18 protein-coding genes and 1 riboswitch are annotated in these 14,906 nt (G+C 43.0%); of the genes, 3 read left to right on the top strand and 15 right to left on the bottom strand.

From position 1 onward, the window contains the following. Positions 1-16: 16 nt before the first annotated feature. From H513_RS0117795 to H513_RS0117785, 3 genes are all read right to left on the bottom strand, one after another. Positions 17-688: a PspA/IM30 family protein gene (locus H513_RS0117795; RefSeq protein WP_026801927.1), complete on the bottom strand. Its 672-nt coding sequence runs from the start codon at positions 686-688 to the stop codon at positions 17-19. A 241-nt stretch (positions 689-929) separates the two neighbouring features. After that, on the bottom strand, positions 930-2,048 hold the full coding sequence (ald, locus tag H513_RS0117790) for an alanine dehydrogenase (RefSeq protein ID WP_026801926.1): 1,119 nt from the start codon (positions 2,046-2,048) through the stop codon (positions 930-932). 166 nt (positions 2,049-2,214) lie between these two features. Continuing rightward, positions 2,215-2,997: an SDR family oxidoreductase gene (locus tag H513_RS0117785; RefSeq protein WP_036769075.1), complete on the bottom strand. Its 783-nt coding sequence runs from the start codon at positions 2,995-2,997 to the stop codon at positions 2,215-2,217. Positions 2,998-3,049: 52 nt separating this feature from the next. Here H513_RS0117785 and H513_RS0117780 point away from each other — a divergent pair, with 52 nt between their 5' ends. Continuing rightward, the gene (locus H513_RS0117780) at positions 3,050-4,375 is read left to right on the top strand and encodes a purine-cytosine permease family protein (RefSeq protein WP_231572060.1); all 1,326 of its coding nucleotides are present in this window, start codon (positions 3,050-3,052) and stop codon (positions 4,373-4,375) included. 54 nt (positions 4,376-4,429) lie between these two features. On the opposite strand, the gene H513_RS22205 is transcribed toward H513_RS0117780, so the two are convergent. Beyond that, on the bottom strand, positions 4,430-4,564 hold the full coding sequence (locus H513_RS22205) for a hypothetical protein (RefSeq protein ID WP_267879655.1): 135 nt from the start codon (positions 4,562-4,564) through the stop codon (positions 4,430-4,432). Between the two features lie 145 nt (positions 4,565-4,709). On the opposite strand from H513_RS22205, the gene H513_RS0117770 reads away from it, so the two are divergent. Further along, complete coding sequence (locus tag H513_RS0117770) at positions 4,710-5,159, top strand: universal stress protein (protein WP_026801923.1); 450 nt, start codon at positions 4,710-4,712, stop codon at positions 5,157-5,159. 44 nt (positions 5,160-5,203) lie between these two features. On the opposite strand, the gene H513_RS0117765 is transcribed toward H513_RS0117770, so the two are convergent. The 10 genes from H513_RS0117765 to H513_RS20665 form a co-directional block, all read right to left on the bottom strand. Beyond that, positions 5,204-5,530: a helix-turn-helix domain-containing protein gene (locus H513_RS0117765; RefSeq protein ID WP_026801922.1), complete on the bottom strand. Its 327-nt coding sequence runs from the start codon at positions 5,528-5,530 to the stop codon at positions 5,204-5,206. A gap of 72 nt (positions 5,531-5,602) precedes the next feature. Continuing rightward, positions 5,603-5,734 carry a DNA-binding anti-repressor SinI gene (gene sinI, locus H513_RS21750; RefSeq protein ID WP_231572059.1) on the bottom strand — a complete coding sequence of 44 codons (132 nt, stop codon included), beginning with the start codon at positions 5,732-5,734 and terminating at the stop codon, positions 5,603-5,605. Between the two features lie 19 nt (positions 5,735-5,753). Further along, positions 5,754-5,836, bottom strand: a riboswitch (cyclic di-GMP riboswitch). Between the two features lie 112 nt (positions 5,837-5,948). After that, positions 5,949-6,281, bottom strand: coding sequence for a helix-turn-helix domain-containing protein (locus H513_RS0117755; protein ID WP_026801921.1), 333 nt, complete (start codon positions 6,279-6,281; stop codon positions 5,949-5,951). 121 nt (positions 6,282-6,402) lie between these two features. Then, positions 6,403-6,909, bottom strand: coding sequence for a MogA/MoaB family molybdenum cofactor biosynthesis protein (locus H513_RS0117750; RefSeq protein ID WP_026801920.1), 507 nt, complete (start codon positions 6,907-6,909; stop codon positions 6,403-6,405). Then, positions 6,906-7,739 carry an EcsC family protein gene (locus H513_RS0117745; RefSeq protein WP_026801919.1) on the bottom strand — a complete coding sequence of 278 codons (834 nt, stop codon included), beginning with the start codon at positions 7,737-7,739 and terminating at the stop codon, positions 6,906-6,908. The genes H513_RS0117750 and H513_RS0117745 overlap by 4 nt, the downstream gene beginning before the upstream one ends. Before the next feature lie 105 nt (positions 7,740-7,844). Then, a complete protein-coding gene (locus H513_RS0117740) occupies positions 7,845-9,035 on the bottom strand; it encodes an acetate kinase (RefSeq protein WP_026801918.1) in 1,191 nt (396 codons plus the stop codon). A 121-nt stretch (positions 9,036-9,156) separates the two neighbouring features. Continuing rightward, positions 9,157-10,149: a class I SAM-dependent methyltransferase gene (locus tag H513_RS0117735; RefSeq protein WP_026801917.1), complete on the bottom strand. Its 993-nt coding sequence runs from the start codon at positions 10,147-10,149 to the stop codon at positions 9,157-9,159. 147 nt (positions 10,150-10,296) lie between these two features. After that, positions 10,297-10,797 (bottom strand): thiol peroxidase, encoded by a 501-nt coding sequence (tpx, locus tag H513_RS0117730; RefSeq protein WP_026801916.1) that lies wholly within the window; start codon positions 10,795-10,797, stop codon positions 10,297-10,299. A gap of 107 nt (positions 10,798-10,904) precedes the next feature. Continuing rightward, positions 10,905-11,405 carry a GerW family sporulation protein gene (gene ytfJ / locus H513_RS0117725; protein ID WP_026801915.1) on the bottom strand — a complete coding sequence of 167 codons (501 nt, stop codon included), beginning with the start codon at positions 11,403-11,405 and terminating at the stop codon, positions 10,905-10,907. A 3-nt stretch (positions 11,406-11,408) separates the two neighbouring features. Then, a complete protein-coding gene (locus H513_RS20665; protein ID WP_051240142.1) occupies positions 11,409-12,071 on the bottom strand; it encodes a DUF2953 domain-containing protein in 663 nt (220 codons plus the stop codon). A gap of 125 nt (positions 12,072-12,196) precedes the next feature. On the opposite strand from H513_RS20665, the gene H513_RS0117715 reads away from it, so the two are divergent. Next, on the top strand, positions 12,197-13,000 hold the full coding sequence (locus tag H513_RS0117715) for an NAD kinase (protein ID WP_026801914.1): 804 nt from the start codon (positions 12,197-12,199) through the stop codon (positions 12,998-13,000). A gap of 292 nt (positions 13,001-13,292) precedes the next feature. Here H513_RS0117715 and H513_RS0117710 read toward each other — a convergent pair whose 3' ends face one another. Next, positions 13,293-14,891, bottom strand: coding sequence for an amidohydrolase (locus tag H513_RS0117710; RefSeq protein ID WP_026801913.1), 1,599 nt, complete (start codon positions 14,889-14,891; stop codon positions 13,293-13,295). Between the last annotated feature and the right edge of the window lie 15 nt (positions 14,892-14,906).

Below are 14,906 nucleotides of genomic sequence, written 5' to 3'. Positions count from 1 at the left end.
TTTTTAACTTTAACGGTTAACCGTGCTTATTGGCACGCTCTTTCATCCTGGCAAGCTCAGCGTCTACACGGTTATCCTCTAATGCATGTAATTCATCGTCTAGTGAGTGATTCGTATGCTTCATCTCTTCTGTCGTTTCAGCCTCTGCTTCATATTGAAGCACCTTCTTCTCCATCCGCTCAAATCCATGCTTAGAGTGCTCACTACCAAAGGTATTTAGAGCACGGTTTACTTTTGTTTTCGTTTGGGCGGCTTGTGCACGGGCTTGTAATGAATCTTTCTTTACTTTCATTTCTTGATACTCATTTTTCATATGTTCTAATTTATCCTTCAGCTCTCTTACATCCATAGATGCCTGTTCATAAGAGTTGTTCAGTTGATTCATTTGCTCTTCATGATTGTGCTTGTCTGCAATCGTCCGACGTGCGAGATCTTCGTCTCCTGCTTCTAATGCTTTCATCGCTTGTTCGTCTCGTTTCTCTACGAACGACTTCTCATCTTCATACTTCCTCTTCATCATCTTCTCATTGGCCATTTGGACAGCTACAGCAGATTCTACTTCTTTTATTTCTGTTTCCATTTCTCTCATAAACTGATCAAGCATCTTAACTGGGTCTTCCGCACGATCGAGTAGCGCATTTAATTCTGATCCCACAAGTGTCCTCAAACGTTTGAAAAATGTAAACATACCCTTTTCCTCCTTTGTTTAGTAACCATCTACCCGTATTCTCCCACTGTTTAACCCTATTACCCACATATACGATGGAAGTATGTGGAACGTTTCATTGAGATTACTTTCTTACATGCGCGGCTACAAAAAAAGAACTGCGTAGGAAACATAAGGCCTACACAGTTCTTTATTAAAGCTTTATTCGATTAGGATTTCACTTTATAAATCCTCCTAATGCTCTAACAGCTTGTCATACTCTTTATTGGGAAAGTAAATCATGAATGTCCGCATAATCTAGTTGATGAGATTCAGCAACAGCCTTATACGTAACATAACCGTTAATCGTATTGATTCCTTTACATAGCGGTTCGTTATCCTTCGCGGCTTGTTGATAGCCTTTATTGGCTAGCTGCAATGCGTATGGGACCGTAACATTGGTTAATCCAATTGTAGATGTTCGAGGTACTGCTCCCGGCATGTTGGCTACAGCATAATGAAGTACGCCATGCTTCTCGTAAGTTGGATTGTCATGAGTCGTGATTCGGTCTGTTGTTTCAAAGATTCCACCTTGGTCAATGGCAACGTCTACAATCACAGAACCTTCCATCATATTGGAAACCATTTCTTCAGTCACAAGCTTCGGTGCTTTCGCTCCTGGTATGAGCACGGCACCTATGACTAAGTCCGATTCTTGAATGGCCTCTTGGATATTCAAAGGATTAGACATGAGTGTGTTAATGGAAGAACCGAAGATATCATCAAGTTGACGTAGACGTTCTGGATTTAAATCGACAATGGTCACATCGGCACCAAGTCCCGAAGCAATCTTCGCTGCGTTTGTACCTACTACGCCACCCCCAATGACAGTCACCTTACCTCGACGAACTCCAGGAATTCCACCAAGCAAGATTCCCATACCTCCGCGTGATTTCTCTAGAAATTGGGCGCCTATTTGTGCAGACATTCGGCCAGCCACTTCGCTCATAGGTGTTAATAAAGGTAAAGACCCATTCGATGACTGTACGGTTTCATATGCGATGCCAATGACTTTGCGCTCGATTAACGCCTTCGTTAATTCAGGTTCCGCTGCCAAGTGAAGGTATGTAAATAAGATTAAGCCTTCATAGAAATAATCGTACTCTTCTTTAAGAGGTTCTTTTACTTTCATGACCATTTCCTGTCCCCAAGCTTCTCTGGCAGTCGCCACGACCTGCGCTCCCGCTTCCTGATACTCTTCGTTAGTGAAACCAGAACCTATACCTGCATCTTGTTCCACAACTACTTCATGCCCCGCATGTAAGAGCGTCATTACCCCTGCCGGAGTGATGGCCACTCGATTCTCATTATTCTTAATTTCTTTCGGTATACCGATCCGCATGTTCTGATACCTCCCAACAATGTATAACAACCAGCTAACGCATGATTGATGCAATCCATTCCCCTCTAATCCTCAAGAAAGTTGAATGAATTGTCAATATATTTATAAAAACGACAAATGTAAACCTTTTCAATTATATCAAATCATGCGAAAAGTGACTAGCTCCTTATTGTCGATATTTGTGAATAATTTCCTTTCCTCCATCCACTTGGAGCACCGTACCTGTTACCATATCGGCTTCATCCCCAATAAAGAATAGAATACTTCTAGCAATGTCTTCACCCGTTCCAGCTCTTCCAATTGGAGTCTCAGAATCATAATGGGGACGCGACGAATCAATGGAGGCTTCTTTCATCTCCCCTACGATTTTCCCCGGACAGACCATATTAGATGTAATTCCGTATTCAGCTTCTTCGTAAGCAATCGTCTTCGTTAAGGAAGCTAACCCTGATTTGGCAGCCGCGAAGGCAGAGCGGTAAATCCATCCGACACCAGAATCCGCACCTTGGAATCCATAATTAACGATTCGGCCAAATTGCTGGTCTCTCATAATCGGGACAACCTTCTTCAGTGTGTAAAACACGGCATCTAAGTTGCCACGAATCATCCGATTCCATTCCTCGTCAGTATAATCCATTAATTTCTTCCTCTCGAATATATACGGCCCAGCATTATTTATCATAATGTCCACACGGCCAAATCGTTTGTACGCTGCGTCTACCATATGTTCAAGATCAGCTTGTTTCGTCACATCTACCTGAAGGAGTTGGATTGAATCTTTCAAGTGGGGATAGGTCTCAACCAATTGGAGCGCTTTCGCTTCGTCAGAGCGATAAGTAACGGTAACGGAATATCCTTTCTCTAATAATTGTTCAGCAACTTTACGACCTAATCCTTTTGAGCCTGCAGTAATAATAGCATGTCGCATCATATAGCCTCCTTCTCTCATTTACAACTACACCCCCCCTCCGCTAGAATAAAATGCGGTAGGAGGAAAAATTATGAATATGGGTCATTCAGAACAACATAAATCAATCAGGATTGAACGCTACGGTCTTGAATCCGTTCCCATTGAAGAACGGACCACTTCATGGTACCGCTATGCCTTTATACAATTTACGATGTCTGCAAATACCGGGAACTTCTTAATTCCTGCTCTCGCCGTTATGAACGGTGGTTTACCGTTCTTGACAGCTGTCTTCTATACTTCAATCGGAGCTTTGCTCGCGTTTCTTTTTGTATCGTTGTTAACCTTGCCAGGATCTAAATATGGGATTCCAGCTCAATATGCAATCCGTTCCATTCTAGGTGGGAAAGGAGCACGCTTGGTGTCTTCTCCAATTCGAAGCATAACTTCTTTGTATTGGTTCAGTGTCCAAACCATCGGTGGAACCTATGTGCTTCAGCAGTTTCTTTCACGCACGACAGGGAACGAAATCCCCTTTCTCTTCCTTTCAGTCCCACTGGCCATCCTAATGGTCACACTAGCCACAATTGGATTTCAAGCGTTTAAGCAGGCTACTACGTACTTCTTGCCCGTGTTGTTACTAGGTGAATTAGTTATGCTCTCTTTATACTTTACTACAGAAGAACCAGCAACTTCACTTCTAACGTCTAACCCAATGCTCCAAAGAGAACATATAAAGGTGGGGCTCTTCTATGCCAGTCTTGCCTTTGTTCAGTATGTATCAGGTGTCAGCGCTTCAGCAGACGTAACAAGGTATGCCGTTACCCCTAAGCAAGGAGCGTATGGGCTGTTTGTTGGGAACGCACTCGGTTTCCTTATGACCGCCGTACTAGGGAGCGGGGCAGCAACATTATTTAATGATGTTAATCCATACGTAGCAACGAGTGAACAGGCCGCATTCCTGTGGCTCATCGGGCTCATCACGTTAACCGCTCTGTTATCTATGTTATCCATCAATATCAATAATGCCTACACAGGTGGTTACAGCCTGCTGAACACGTTCTCTTCTCTTTCTCGCGTTAAGAGTGCACTGATCTTTGGAAGTTTAGGAGTTGTATTGAGCTCCTTTCCTACAATCGTGACACAGGCAGAATATTATATTCGTTTGCTAGGCGGGCTCATTGTCCCTTTGTCTGCAGTTATCGTGGTTGACTTTCTTGTCGTTAAACGAGCATCTTTATCTGAAGGAGATTTTCACGTCATGACGGAAGGAGACACGCTATTTCTTAGTCCTTTTGTCACTATCGGAATAGGTACGCTCGTTTATTTTTCGTTGCCTTACGAACAATCATCTGGATTTATTGCATTTATCGTAACTGCCATGAGCTATTACATCGCTACCAAACTCTCTTCAAACTAAATTGAGTCCTAATGAAAAACCCCGTCTTCGATTAAGGAAGGCGGGGTTTTCGTATTACTTCGCTTTATGTTGAGTAACCGTATCATCGATAGAACCACTTGCATAGCTGTCATTTAATTGCTGAGCTGTAATTTGATCACCTTGGTCATCATAATAAAGTTGTTCATCACGCTTTTCCTTCTCATTCATCATCAACACCTCCCTTGTTGTAGTATGTCTAACCTCCGCTATGTTCTCTCATGGAATAAAAAGAAAATGAGTGTGAAAAATTCTTTTGTTTTTCAGAATTTTACGACTTATAATAAAGATAGAGAATAGAAAAGGGGGAATCTATATGTTTGAATATAATCGTATTGTTTGTGCAGTTGATGGTTCTAAGACGTCAGCACATGCGTTTCAGAAAGCCGTGGAAATAGCGAAACGAAATGAAGCTGCTCTGTTAATTGCCCATGTAGTGGATACCCGTTCCTTTGCGACGGTAGAAGCCTATGACCGTGTTGTTGCAGAGCGAGCCGACTCGTATGCGTCCGATTTACTTGAAGATTATGAGAAGCAGGCTACGTCCTCTGGTCTTAATGAGGTGTCTACATCGATTACGTACGGTTCCCCTAAGTTGAAGATTGCGAAAGAAGTGGCACCGAAATTCCACGCAGACTTAATTATTTGTGGAGCGACTGGTTTAAATGCACTGGAACGATTCTTTATTGGAAGCGTCTCTGAACATATTACGCGGTATGCAACGTGCGATGTACTCGTCGTACGTAAACAGCAAGATGAATCCTAAACCCACATAAAAAACCAAGCATCCTATAAGGAGTGCTTGGTTTTTTATGTATCTTTATCTTGATTGAGTCGCCATTTATTGAATTCCAGAAATTCTTTGAACTGCTCTTTGCTTACGCCGGACTCCATTGCTTCGTGAACAAGTTGCATCCACTCCGAGTCAAGAGTATCCTCGTCTTCTCCATGCAACAAACGGTCTACGGACACATCCAATACCCGTGATACTTTCTCCAAAAATTGAATGGAAGGGTTTTGTTGAACATTTCTTTCAATTGAGCTTAAGTAGGATTTCGCAACATTCGCTCGTTCTGCAAGTTGAGATAATGTTAAATCTTGACCTAAGCGAAGCGTTTTAATACGTTCCCCGATCACGGTATCACCTTCTTTCTGTAAAGAAGTATATCACAACCCGTTTACCAGGAACATACTTCAAAAGGAATTGACCTACCCAATTTTACATTTTACGACATGATTCTTCTTTTCATTCAGGAAATCTTTAACCTCATCTACGGTCAAACCTAGTTGCTTCGCTTCTTTAAGCAACAAGACCCACTGCTTCTCATTCTCCTTATCCAACCGTATTCCCCCCTGCTATTCAGGTAGCTCAGCCATCATAGGTATCCCCGTAGACCTGGAGCTTTGCGTCTTAGCCTTTCGACCAATTTGCCTTTAGCTGAAGGATGATATAGGTTCACTATACACGAACGAAAGCGATTATTCTGTTAGAAGATGTTTAAAAACAGTACGAGTTATGGCAATCATAGTCGAATAGCTAAGAACCTTGTATTCGTTACATCCTGTTCCTCTCTTTTAACAGATCAATGACTTCTTCGAGCTGCTTGATAATCTCCCAATCCTTCTCCTTGCCCGCCTGGAACGTTAGCTGGTGCTTTAATGAAGTGACCGCTCGCTGGTCTTCGGTCTCTTTCTCCAATTGAATAATATCATGGATGCTTACGTTTAATGCTTTTGCGATTTTGGATAGGAGCTGAATACTCGGATTTTGCTGTTTCTCACGCTCGATTTGACTTAAGTACGATTTGGATATGCCTGATAAAGCAGCTAGCTCTGATAGAGACATCCGCTTTCGATGACGGATTTCCCGAATTCGTTCTCCATACATTGGCAACTCCCCATTTATTGTTCTTTATATAGAACATTATAAAGGGATATGCCAGATAAATCCAGTATAAAACTCAACAAAATACTTTTTTAACGAACGAAAGGAAGCAACGACAGCACCGTTACTTCTTCAATTCATTCCGTATATGAACCAATTCTGGTAAGATTAATCGTTCCATCGCAAGCTTCACGGCTCCACTAGAACCAGGGGTAGCAAAAACGCCAGTCGAACGAACCACAGCCCCCGTTGCTCGAGATAGCATAGCTGCTGTGCCAATATCCTCTGTGTAACTTAACATTCGAAACAATTCACCAAATCCCGATATGATCTTGTCTGCCATAGATTCTACAACTTCAATCGTCACATCTCGTTTGGCAATGCCCGTTCCCCCGTTCAGAAGGACCACATCCACGTCATCACGTTGAACTTCTGCCATAATGGCTTCCTGAATCAACTCTTCCTCGTCTTTCACAATCCTATAGCTTGAAAGAGATTGACCTTGTTCCTCAAGCAACTCCATCATTAATTTCCCACTGCGGTCCGTCGTTTCATCCCTCGTATCACTAACAGTAATCACACTACAACGCACCGGTTGCATGTTCTTTCTTATGTGTGCTTCTACAGTCATGAAAGTTCCCCTTGTTCATATAAATTTCGATATTGATAAAAGCGAAGAGCAAATTCCGTCACTTGCCGCGTTAACTGATAGTTCATCGTCGCACCTGCAACCATGCTAACAATCGGTAAACCTTGTATCAGTTTCTTGCGGAACATAACGATAAACAACGTCTTGGTCAACTGCCTCAGTGGTTGCTCAAGCCATGTTACATCCGCCAGCTCCTCATCCCCTTCATAGAAATAAGGAAACCGTGTATCTTGATGCTTGATTTCTTCCTTCAGCTCATTCCAGGCTTGTCTCTGAAGCCGCTTAGGCAATGTTGCTGCATGGAATACTTTCAACGAAATCATCATCTCGTACGGATGATTCACTTCGTAGCCAAATGTTAAAGAAATCAGTTGGACAGCCCGCAAGTTTAAAATCATCATTAGTGGAAAATCCACACCAAGGAGGATGAACCCTCCTGTCCCCGTTAACCCCCCTTGGGCAAATGAATAAATCTTCCCTTTCGACATATGCTGGTGTGCTAAGTAAGACAACTGGTCAATCGAGAGCTTCTTCATATCATGTAGTTCATGAACCTCTTCATTAAAGATACGGCCGCTAGTCAGAATTCGCTCTCTCGCCTCACTTTGAAAAGCCGTCCCGTGTATGTACGAATGAGTATGAAACAGCCATTGGTCAATTTGATGGAACATTCTCTTCCTGGACTTCTCCCCCATCCCGTCAACTGATTGGCGCAACCATTGGTCATACATGAGCTCAAAATCGTTCGCGCGATACTTCTCCCACTGTTCCTCCCAAGACCGAATATCGTGAATGACCCTTTCTTTACTCACCACATCGCCTCCCTATTGTCGCTTTCTTCCATTCTATCGCCTATCCCCCCTAAAATCGACCTAAAAAAAGCTGCCGATTTAAATCGGCAGCTTGTCTTACTATTATTAAGGCTGGATCAAACGTACGGTATCACGAGCAATCATTACTTCTTCGTTCGTAGGAACGACCATGACTTTAACTGGGGAATGAGGGTAGTTAATGAACGCTTCTTCACCCATTACTTGGTTCAAGGAAGGGTCCCAGTAAACGCCCATGAATTCTAGTCCACGTAGTACACGTTCGCGGATTGGAATACTGTTCTCGCCTACACCTGCTGTAAAGACGATGGCGTCAACTCCGTGCATGCGGGCAGCGTAGGAACCGATGTATTTGTGGATACGGCCTGCAAATACTTCAAGTGCTACTTCTGCGCGCTCATCACCGTTGTTCGCCATTTCAATGATTTCACGAAGGTCACTGGATTCACCAGACAGCGCCAATAGACCACTTTCTTTGTTCAAGACTTCGATAACTTCTTCAGCTGTTTTACCAGTCTTCTGCATGATGTATGGAATCAATGCAGGGTCAATGTTACCAGAACGAGTTCCCATTGTTACACCAGCTAGAGGTGTAAAGCCCATAGAAGTATCAATGGATTTGCCGCCGTCGATAGCTGCAATACTTGCACCTGCGCCAATGTGGCAAGAAAGAATTCGTAGTTGGTCTAGTGGACGGTTTAACATCTCAGCTGCACGTTGGGAAACGTATTTGTGAGATGTACCGTGGAAACCGTATTTACGAATTCCGTAATCTTCATAATACTCATAAGGAACACTGTAAAGATAAGAAGATTTCGGCATAGATTGGTGGAACGCCGTATCAAATACGACAACCCCTGGTACGTTCGGTAACTTCTCTTGGAACGCACGAATTCCCACCAAGTGTGCCGGGTTGTGAAGTGGAGCAAGCTCCGCTAAGTTTTCAATTTCTTGAAGCACTTCTTCAGTGATGATAACAGAGTCATCGAACTTCTCTCCGCCGTGTACGATACGGTGGCCGACACCATCAATTTCATCTAATGATTCTACGATGTTACGTAGAGTCAATGCATCAATAAGAAGGTCTACCGCTACTTTATGATCTGGGATCTCTGTTACTGTCTTGTCTTTTTCACCATTGTATTCAATCGTGAAGATCGCATCGTTTAATCCAATGCGTTCTACCACACCTTTTGTGATTACTTCTTCATCAGGCATGTTGATCAGCTGAAACTTCAGTGAAGAACTACCTGTATTAACCGCTAAAATTTTGCTCAATTGGTTCATCCCCTTAATCTAGGTTCGTATGCGATTCCAAATTCCATTTAACCACCCTCGTCTGCCCTTTTCAAGACAGACAAGGAAATGGAATCGCTTACTAGTCGAAATCTTTATATTCTTATTTTTTTGACAAATACTCTTTAAACCATTCATTAATTTGAGTAAGCATATCATTCATCGCTTTTGCATTCTTAAACGATGGCAGTTGAGCGATTAAAGCTTGATTAGGCGGTGTTGTCTCGCTACCTTTCTTCTGAATGATAAAGATACTCTTTCCAAACTTCTCGTTCTTGAACATCGTCTCTGGCAACTGGAGAACTCCAAAGACGTGCGTGTGCTTCTGCAGGAACTCATGAAGTTGGTCTGATTGGTCTCCTTCAAATAAGAAGTTAGGGATTAGAAACAGCCCAAATCCTCCATCTTTCAAGTAATTCAATCCTTGTTCCATAAGAAGATGATGAGAATAAGAATGCCCTTCTTGCGCCTGCAATTCATAATTACTTGCATTTACATCATCTGGATAATAGCCAACAGGCAGGTCTGCCATAACAAAGTCCACTGGCTCAAGTAAGAATGGACGTAAGCTGTCTTGGTGGAAGAACTCAATGTCCTGTTGTTGCAAGTTCGCATTTGCAACGCCTAGTTGTACGAGTGACGGGTCAACGTCGCTTCCGTATGCGTCTACATCACGTTTCAACTGGTTCAACACAGCTGTCATTAAATTGGCTGTACCAATGACCGGGTCAAATAAGCGCGGCGTACCATCAATTGGGAGTAGCTTCTGAATTAAGTACCCCATGAACATGGCTACGGCATCTGGCGTAATGTAATGCTGTTGTTGCGTAGAGCCCTTCATTCCTTTAAGGATTGCAAGTTGCATCCCTTTACGACGTTCTTCTTTCGTCCAATCATCTATATTACTGATCTCACTTATTTTCTGCTTAACCTCTTCCTGTAATTCAGATGGAAGTGCTTCTTTTGGCTCGTCCTCTAAAATAGAATCACAAACTAGGGTGATGGCATCTAAATAAGGAACCTCAGTTGCGGCTTCAATCTTCCCAGCCAACTCATCAATGAGTTGATAGAGCTGTTCAATTTTATCTTGTTCCATCGCCTTTCCCTCCTTCACATTGTTCAACTTATTTATTTTAGCAAACTCAATGTCTAAACGCTATATGTGAACTCACAGAGTCACATTGCTTATTATTGGATAAAAAGCTCCCCACCTCTAGTTCGAGATGGGGAGCTCGGGAAAGATTTATTGCGCGGAACGAACAGCGTCCATCGCTGCATCGTAATCTGGATGATTCGTTGCTTCAGGGACGTATTCAACGTGAACAATTTCGTTGTTGGAATCAACGACGAAGACAGCGCGAGTAAGCAAGCGCATTTCCTTAATTAGTACGCCGAATGCTTCACCGAAGTAAGCATCGCGATGGTCAGATAGTGTGTCTACATCTTCAATTCCATTCGCGCCACACCAGCGACGTTGAGCAAATGGCAGGTCCATGCTGATTGTAAGAACTTTGACGTTGTCTAATTGACCAGCCTCTTCATTAAATTTACGAGTCTGAGCATCACAAACGCCTGTATCAATGGAAGGTACAACACTAATTAGCTTAACGCTTCCTTCATAGTCGCTCAAGGATACCTCTTGCATGCTGTTTGAGAGTACAGTGAAGTTCGGTGCTTGGTCGCCAACTTTCACCTCATCGCCTACTAAGGTAACTGGATTTTCTTTAAATGTAACGGTTGCCATATGTATTTCCTCCTTTAAATAACGAGCCTTGTCCCTTAAGAGCTCTAGAACAAGACCAAATAGAAAAACTGCCTCAAACTTATTATGAAGGCAGTTTTTCTATATGTCTAATTAAATCCGTTTTGCTGATTGGAGTTCTGGTATTGGCTGTTGCCTTGGCCGTTCTGTTGGTTTTGATTGTTTTGGTTTTGCCCTTTCTTACTCAAGGCCTCTTGTATTTTCTCAACAGCCTGCGGAGCCAAGTCAAGCATACGTTCATATAAATGTGTATTTTCATCCAAATGAATCATTTTCACTCCACTTGTTTTGTTAACGATAAGAAATGCAATTGGGGTAATGGAAACTCCACCACCGCTACCTCCACCAAATGGAAGCTCCTGACTAGATGAAGAGCCTTGTGAAGAATTGGATGACCCATTTCGGTGATGTTCCGTCTGAAATTCTGTACCACCAGCTGCGAACCCAAATCCGACTTTCGACACAGTTAGAATAAGCGTGCTTCCATCAGGTGTCTCTACCGGATCTCCGATAATCGTGTTCACATCAATCATATCTTTTAAGTTCTCCATAGCTGTCGTCATTAGACCTTGAATTGGATGTTCAGACATTGATTATCCTCCTACTTGTGCTGTTTTCTTTTTCAAATTCGGTCGAATGTGTTGCATATTCCGAGCGATTTGCAACAGTGCGTAAATAGCTTGCCCAATGCGGAAAGAGAACATACACTGAAACCTCGTCTTTGATATTTTCATTTGATAGTGAGGCACGAGTGTTAGGGAGGGAGACGCATGCATGGTTGTCGCATTGGCTATTGTTCCAACAATACTTCCTTTAACGCCCCATGCTACCCCTGTAAGAAAGCCAGTTGCGCTTGCATCTCCCGCGCCAATATGTGAATCCCACGTTAGGGAATCTACATGAATCTTTCTAATAAACCTTCTAATAATGGTATGTAACCCAATAACATCTTTGACGAAATCGTTGAACCGTCTAATCCCGTTCCAAATTTCTGAAGGATTGTATGATTTCTTGTCTTCTTTAGATTGGTGCCCAGCTTCCGTTTTTTCTCGTGTCTTAATTGAGAAATCAGATTTGTCTAGCTCTAAAAGCGGAATCTCCTTCTTAAATCGAATGAAAGTTAGGAACTTCCCTTTGATGCGAATGAAATCTCGGTCGTCATGATGCACAAACAGGAAGGTGATATGAAGCTTCGCACGAAGGAAGAGGACAATTATACAAATGAGAGCAACTAAAATTCCAATAGTCCACCACATACCCCCACCTCCTTTCCATATCCATTGTGCACAGCCCTTAGTCATTTTAAACGGCCGGACGATTCTGTTGGCTTGTGAAAGCGTTATTATGATATGCTTAAACAAATGAGTTGAGGGGGAAAATGATGGAACAACGGAGAAATTTATATTTTTACTATCACCCATCAGAAGAATTAGAACAGCAGCTAATGCCTCTATATGACATCGCAAGAGAGAGCGGCTTTGAAATTGTCCACCATTCAAGCGATGCGAACATCATTATTGCCATTGGGGGAGACGGTACGTTTCTTCAAGCGGTACGTAAAACAGGATTCCGTGATGATGTCTTGTATACAGGTATAACCACCTCTGAAGAACAATCCGGCCTATACTGCGACTTTAACTTAGATCAATTCGACGAAATGATTGACTCGATGCAGCATGCACCATTAGAGGTTAGGCGTTTCCCAACTATTGAAATGAACGTAAATCACGAATCCTCATTTCTATGCTTGAACGAGATGAGTCTTCGTTCTTCTCTTATTAAGACGATTGCAATGGACGTATACATTGACGATACGTATTTTGAGACATTTCGAGGCGATGGATTAATTGTTTCTACCCCAACTGGAAGTACCGGTTACAATAAGTCCAGCCGTGGCGCTGTTGTAGATCCGAAACTTCCTTGTTTCCAAGTAACTGAGCTTGCCTCATTGAACAGCAATCGTTATCGTACGTTAGGGTCTTCCTTCATTCTAGGTGGTGAACGGGAGTTAACGCTTAAGATTATTCAGGATGGAAATGATTATCCGATTATCGGTGCTGATAACGAAGCATTACCAGTGAGAAACGTGGAGACTGTTCACGTTCGTTTAGCTGAGACAAGAATCAAGACTGTAAAACTAAAAGATAACTCCTACTGGGATCGAGTAAAACGTACATTCCTATAAAACAAGAGGAATCTCTATAAACTAGAGATTCCTCAGCTTGTAGAGAAACCCCGTGTTTTTCTGCAAGCTTTTTTTGTGTGGACCGTGCGGGCAACTACCACTCGCTTTCCGCACCATGAAATCACTCTTCATTTATTAGTTGTAACTATCTTAACAAATCAACACGGTGCTATTAAAAAATCAGAAAAATAAATAAAGCTGCCGAGACTTTCTCGACAGCTTGAAGAATCACTATAAACTAGAGGCTCCTCTTATTTGTTCAATGAAGGAAATGAACCTTCTCTTTCTTAATTTATTGAGAGAAAGCATCGTATACAATATCCCCGTTCACCACCGTCTTTCTCACCCGAGCATCTTTAATCGTCTCAGGGGGGATGGCAAACAAATCGCGGTCTAATACGGTGAAATCAGCTTCATAGGACTTAGCAATCTTTCCTCGTTGATGTTCTTCGTTAATAATGTACGCACTTCCAGTTGTGTAAAGGGATACAGCCTCAAATGCGGTTAGCCGCTCTTCCATCCCGTAAACTTTCCCATCTTTTGTAGATCGTCGAAGAACTGCTGCTTGGATTCCTAAGAGTGGGTCTACCTCTTCAATTGGGGCATCTGAACCGCCTGCACATTTAATTCCGTAATCTAGCATCGTCTTCCATGGGTAACTCTTCTCTCCACGCTCTTTCCCAAGCCTCCCTAGTACCCAAGGGTAGTCAGAGGAAACAAACGTTGGTTGTATATCTACAGCCACCTCAAGCTCCTTCATACGCTTATACAATTCAGGCCTCATGACTTGGGCATGAATGATTCGATCTCTCCTATCCCTTACCTGAAGTGGCTCTCGCTCAAGAATTGTCATCACAGCGTCCACAGCCGCATCTCCAATGGCATGCACTGCGACTGGCAACGAGCGTGTCCGGGCTTTCTTCACAATACGTTCTAACTCTTCTATTGAATGAATGGCTACACCCTTGTTCCCTGGGTGGTCTGCATAGTCTTCAGATAGCCAAGCCGTTCGCCCACCTAATGCACCATCACTGAACAGTTTGACTGCCCCCATCTCCACATACTGAGTCCCCTCTTTAAACCCCAACTGAGCGCGTGTCATCTCTTCAAGTTCCTCATGATGCACAAGCAAATGGGCTTTAAACTTGTTTCTTTCATGAATCTCAGCGAGATAAGCGTGCCTCGTCTTCTGGAAACCTCCGTAATAGTGTAAATCTTCCGTGTGTCCTCCAACTAGTCCTCTTCTATGTAGATTCTGAACCGCTACTTGGATACACTCTTGTAAATAGGCCTGATTCACTTCTGGCATTGCTTGAAACACAAGCTCTTGAGCGGCATCATGCAAGTATCCCGAAGGCTCTCCCCCCTCGTCTCGTTCAATCTTACCACCTTGTGGTTCATCTATCTCTCTCGTTATACGCGCACGTCTTAAGGCTTCTGAATTCGAAACAATCGCATGGCGACATACTCGCTTAAGGACAACCGGATGGTTTGGCACTACTTCATCTAATTCTCGTTTATGTATAATACGTGGATGCGACCAAGCATTCTCATTCCACCCTTCGCCAATTACCCAATCGCCTTCTTTTAGCGTTTGTGCCTGGGTTGCAACCGCATCTAGAACTTCCTCAGCTGAAGTCATATACGTTAAATCTAGTCTACGTAGTCGTTCCCCATGACCAATAAGGTGTAGATGACTATCAACAAAGCCCGGGTACATCACACTTCCGTTCAAGTTGTGATAGGTGTGTATGTCAGACTTGTAGGCTTGTTCTAACCTAGCCAACTCCCCAACCGCTTCAATCCTCCCATCCTTTACATAGACGGACTCAACCGTTTCGCCTTCACGGCTCATTGTGTAAATCGTTCCACCGTACCAAAGTTCTCCCATACTATCTCTCCCCCT

Source organism: Pontibacillus halophilus JSM 076056 = DSM 19796, assembly GCF_000425205.1.
GTDB lineage: Bacteria > Bacillota > Bacilli > Bacillales > BH030062 > Pontibacillus_A > Pontibacillus_A halophilus.
This window is presented reverse-complemented; position numbering and strand designations above follow the sequence as displayed.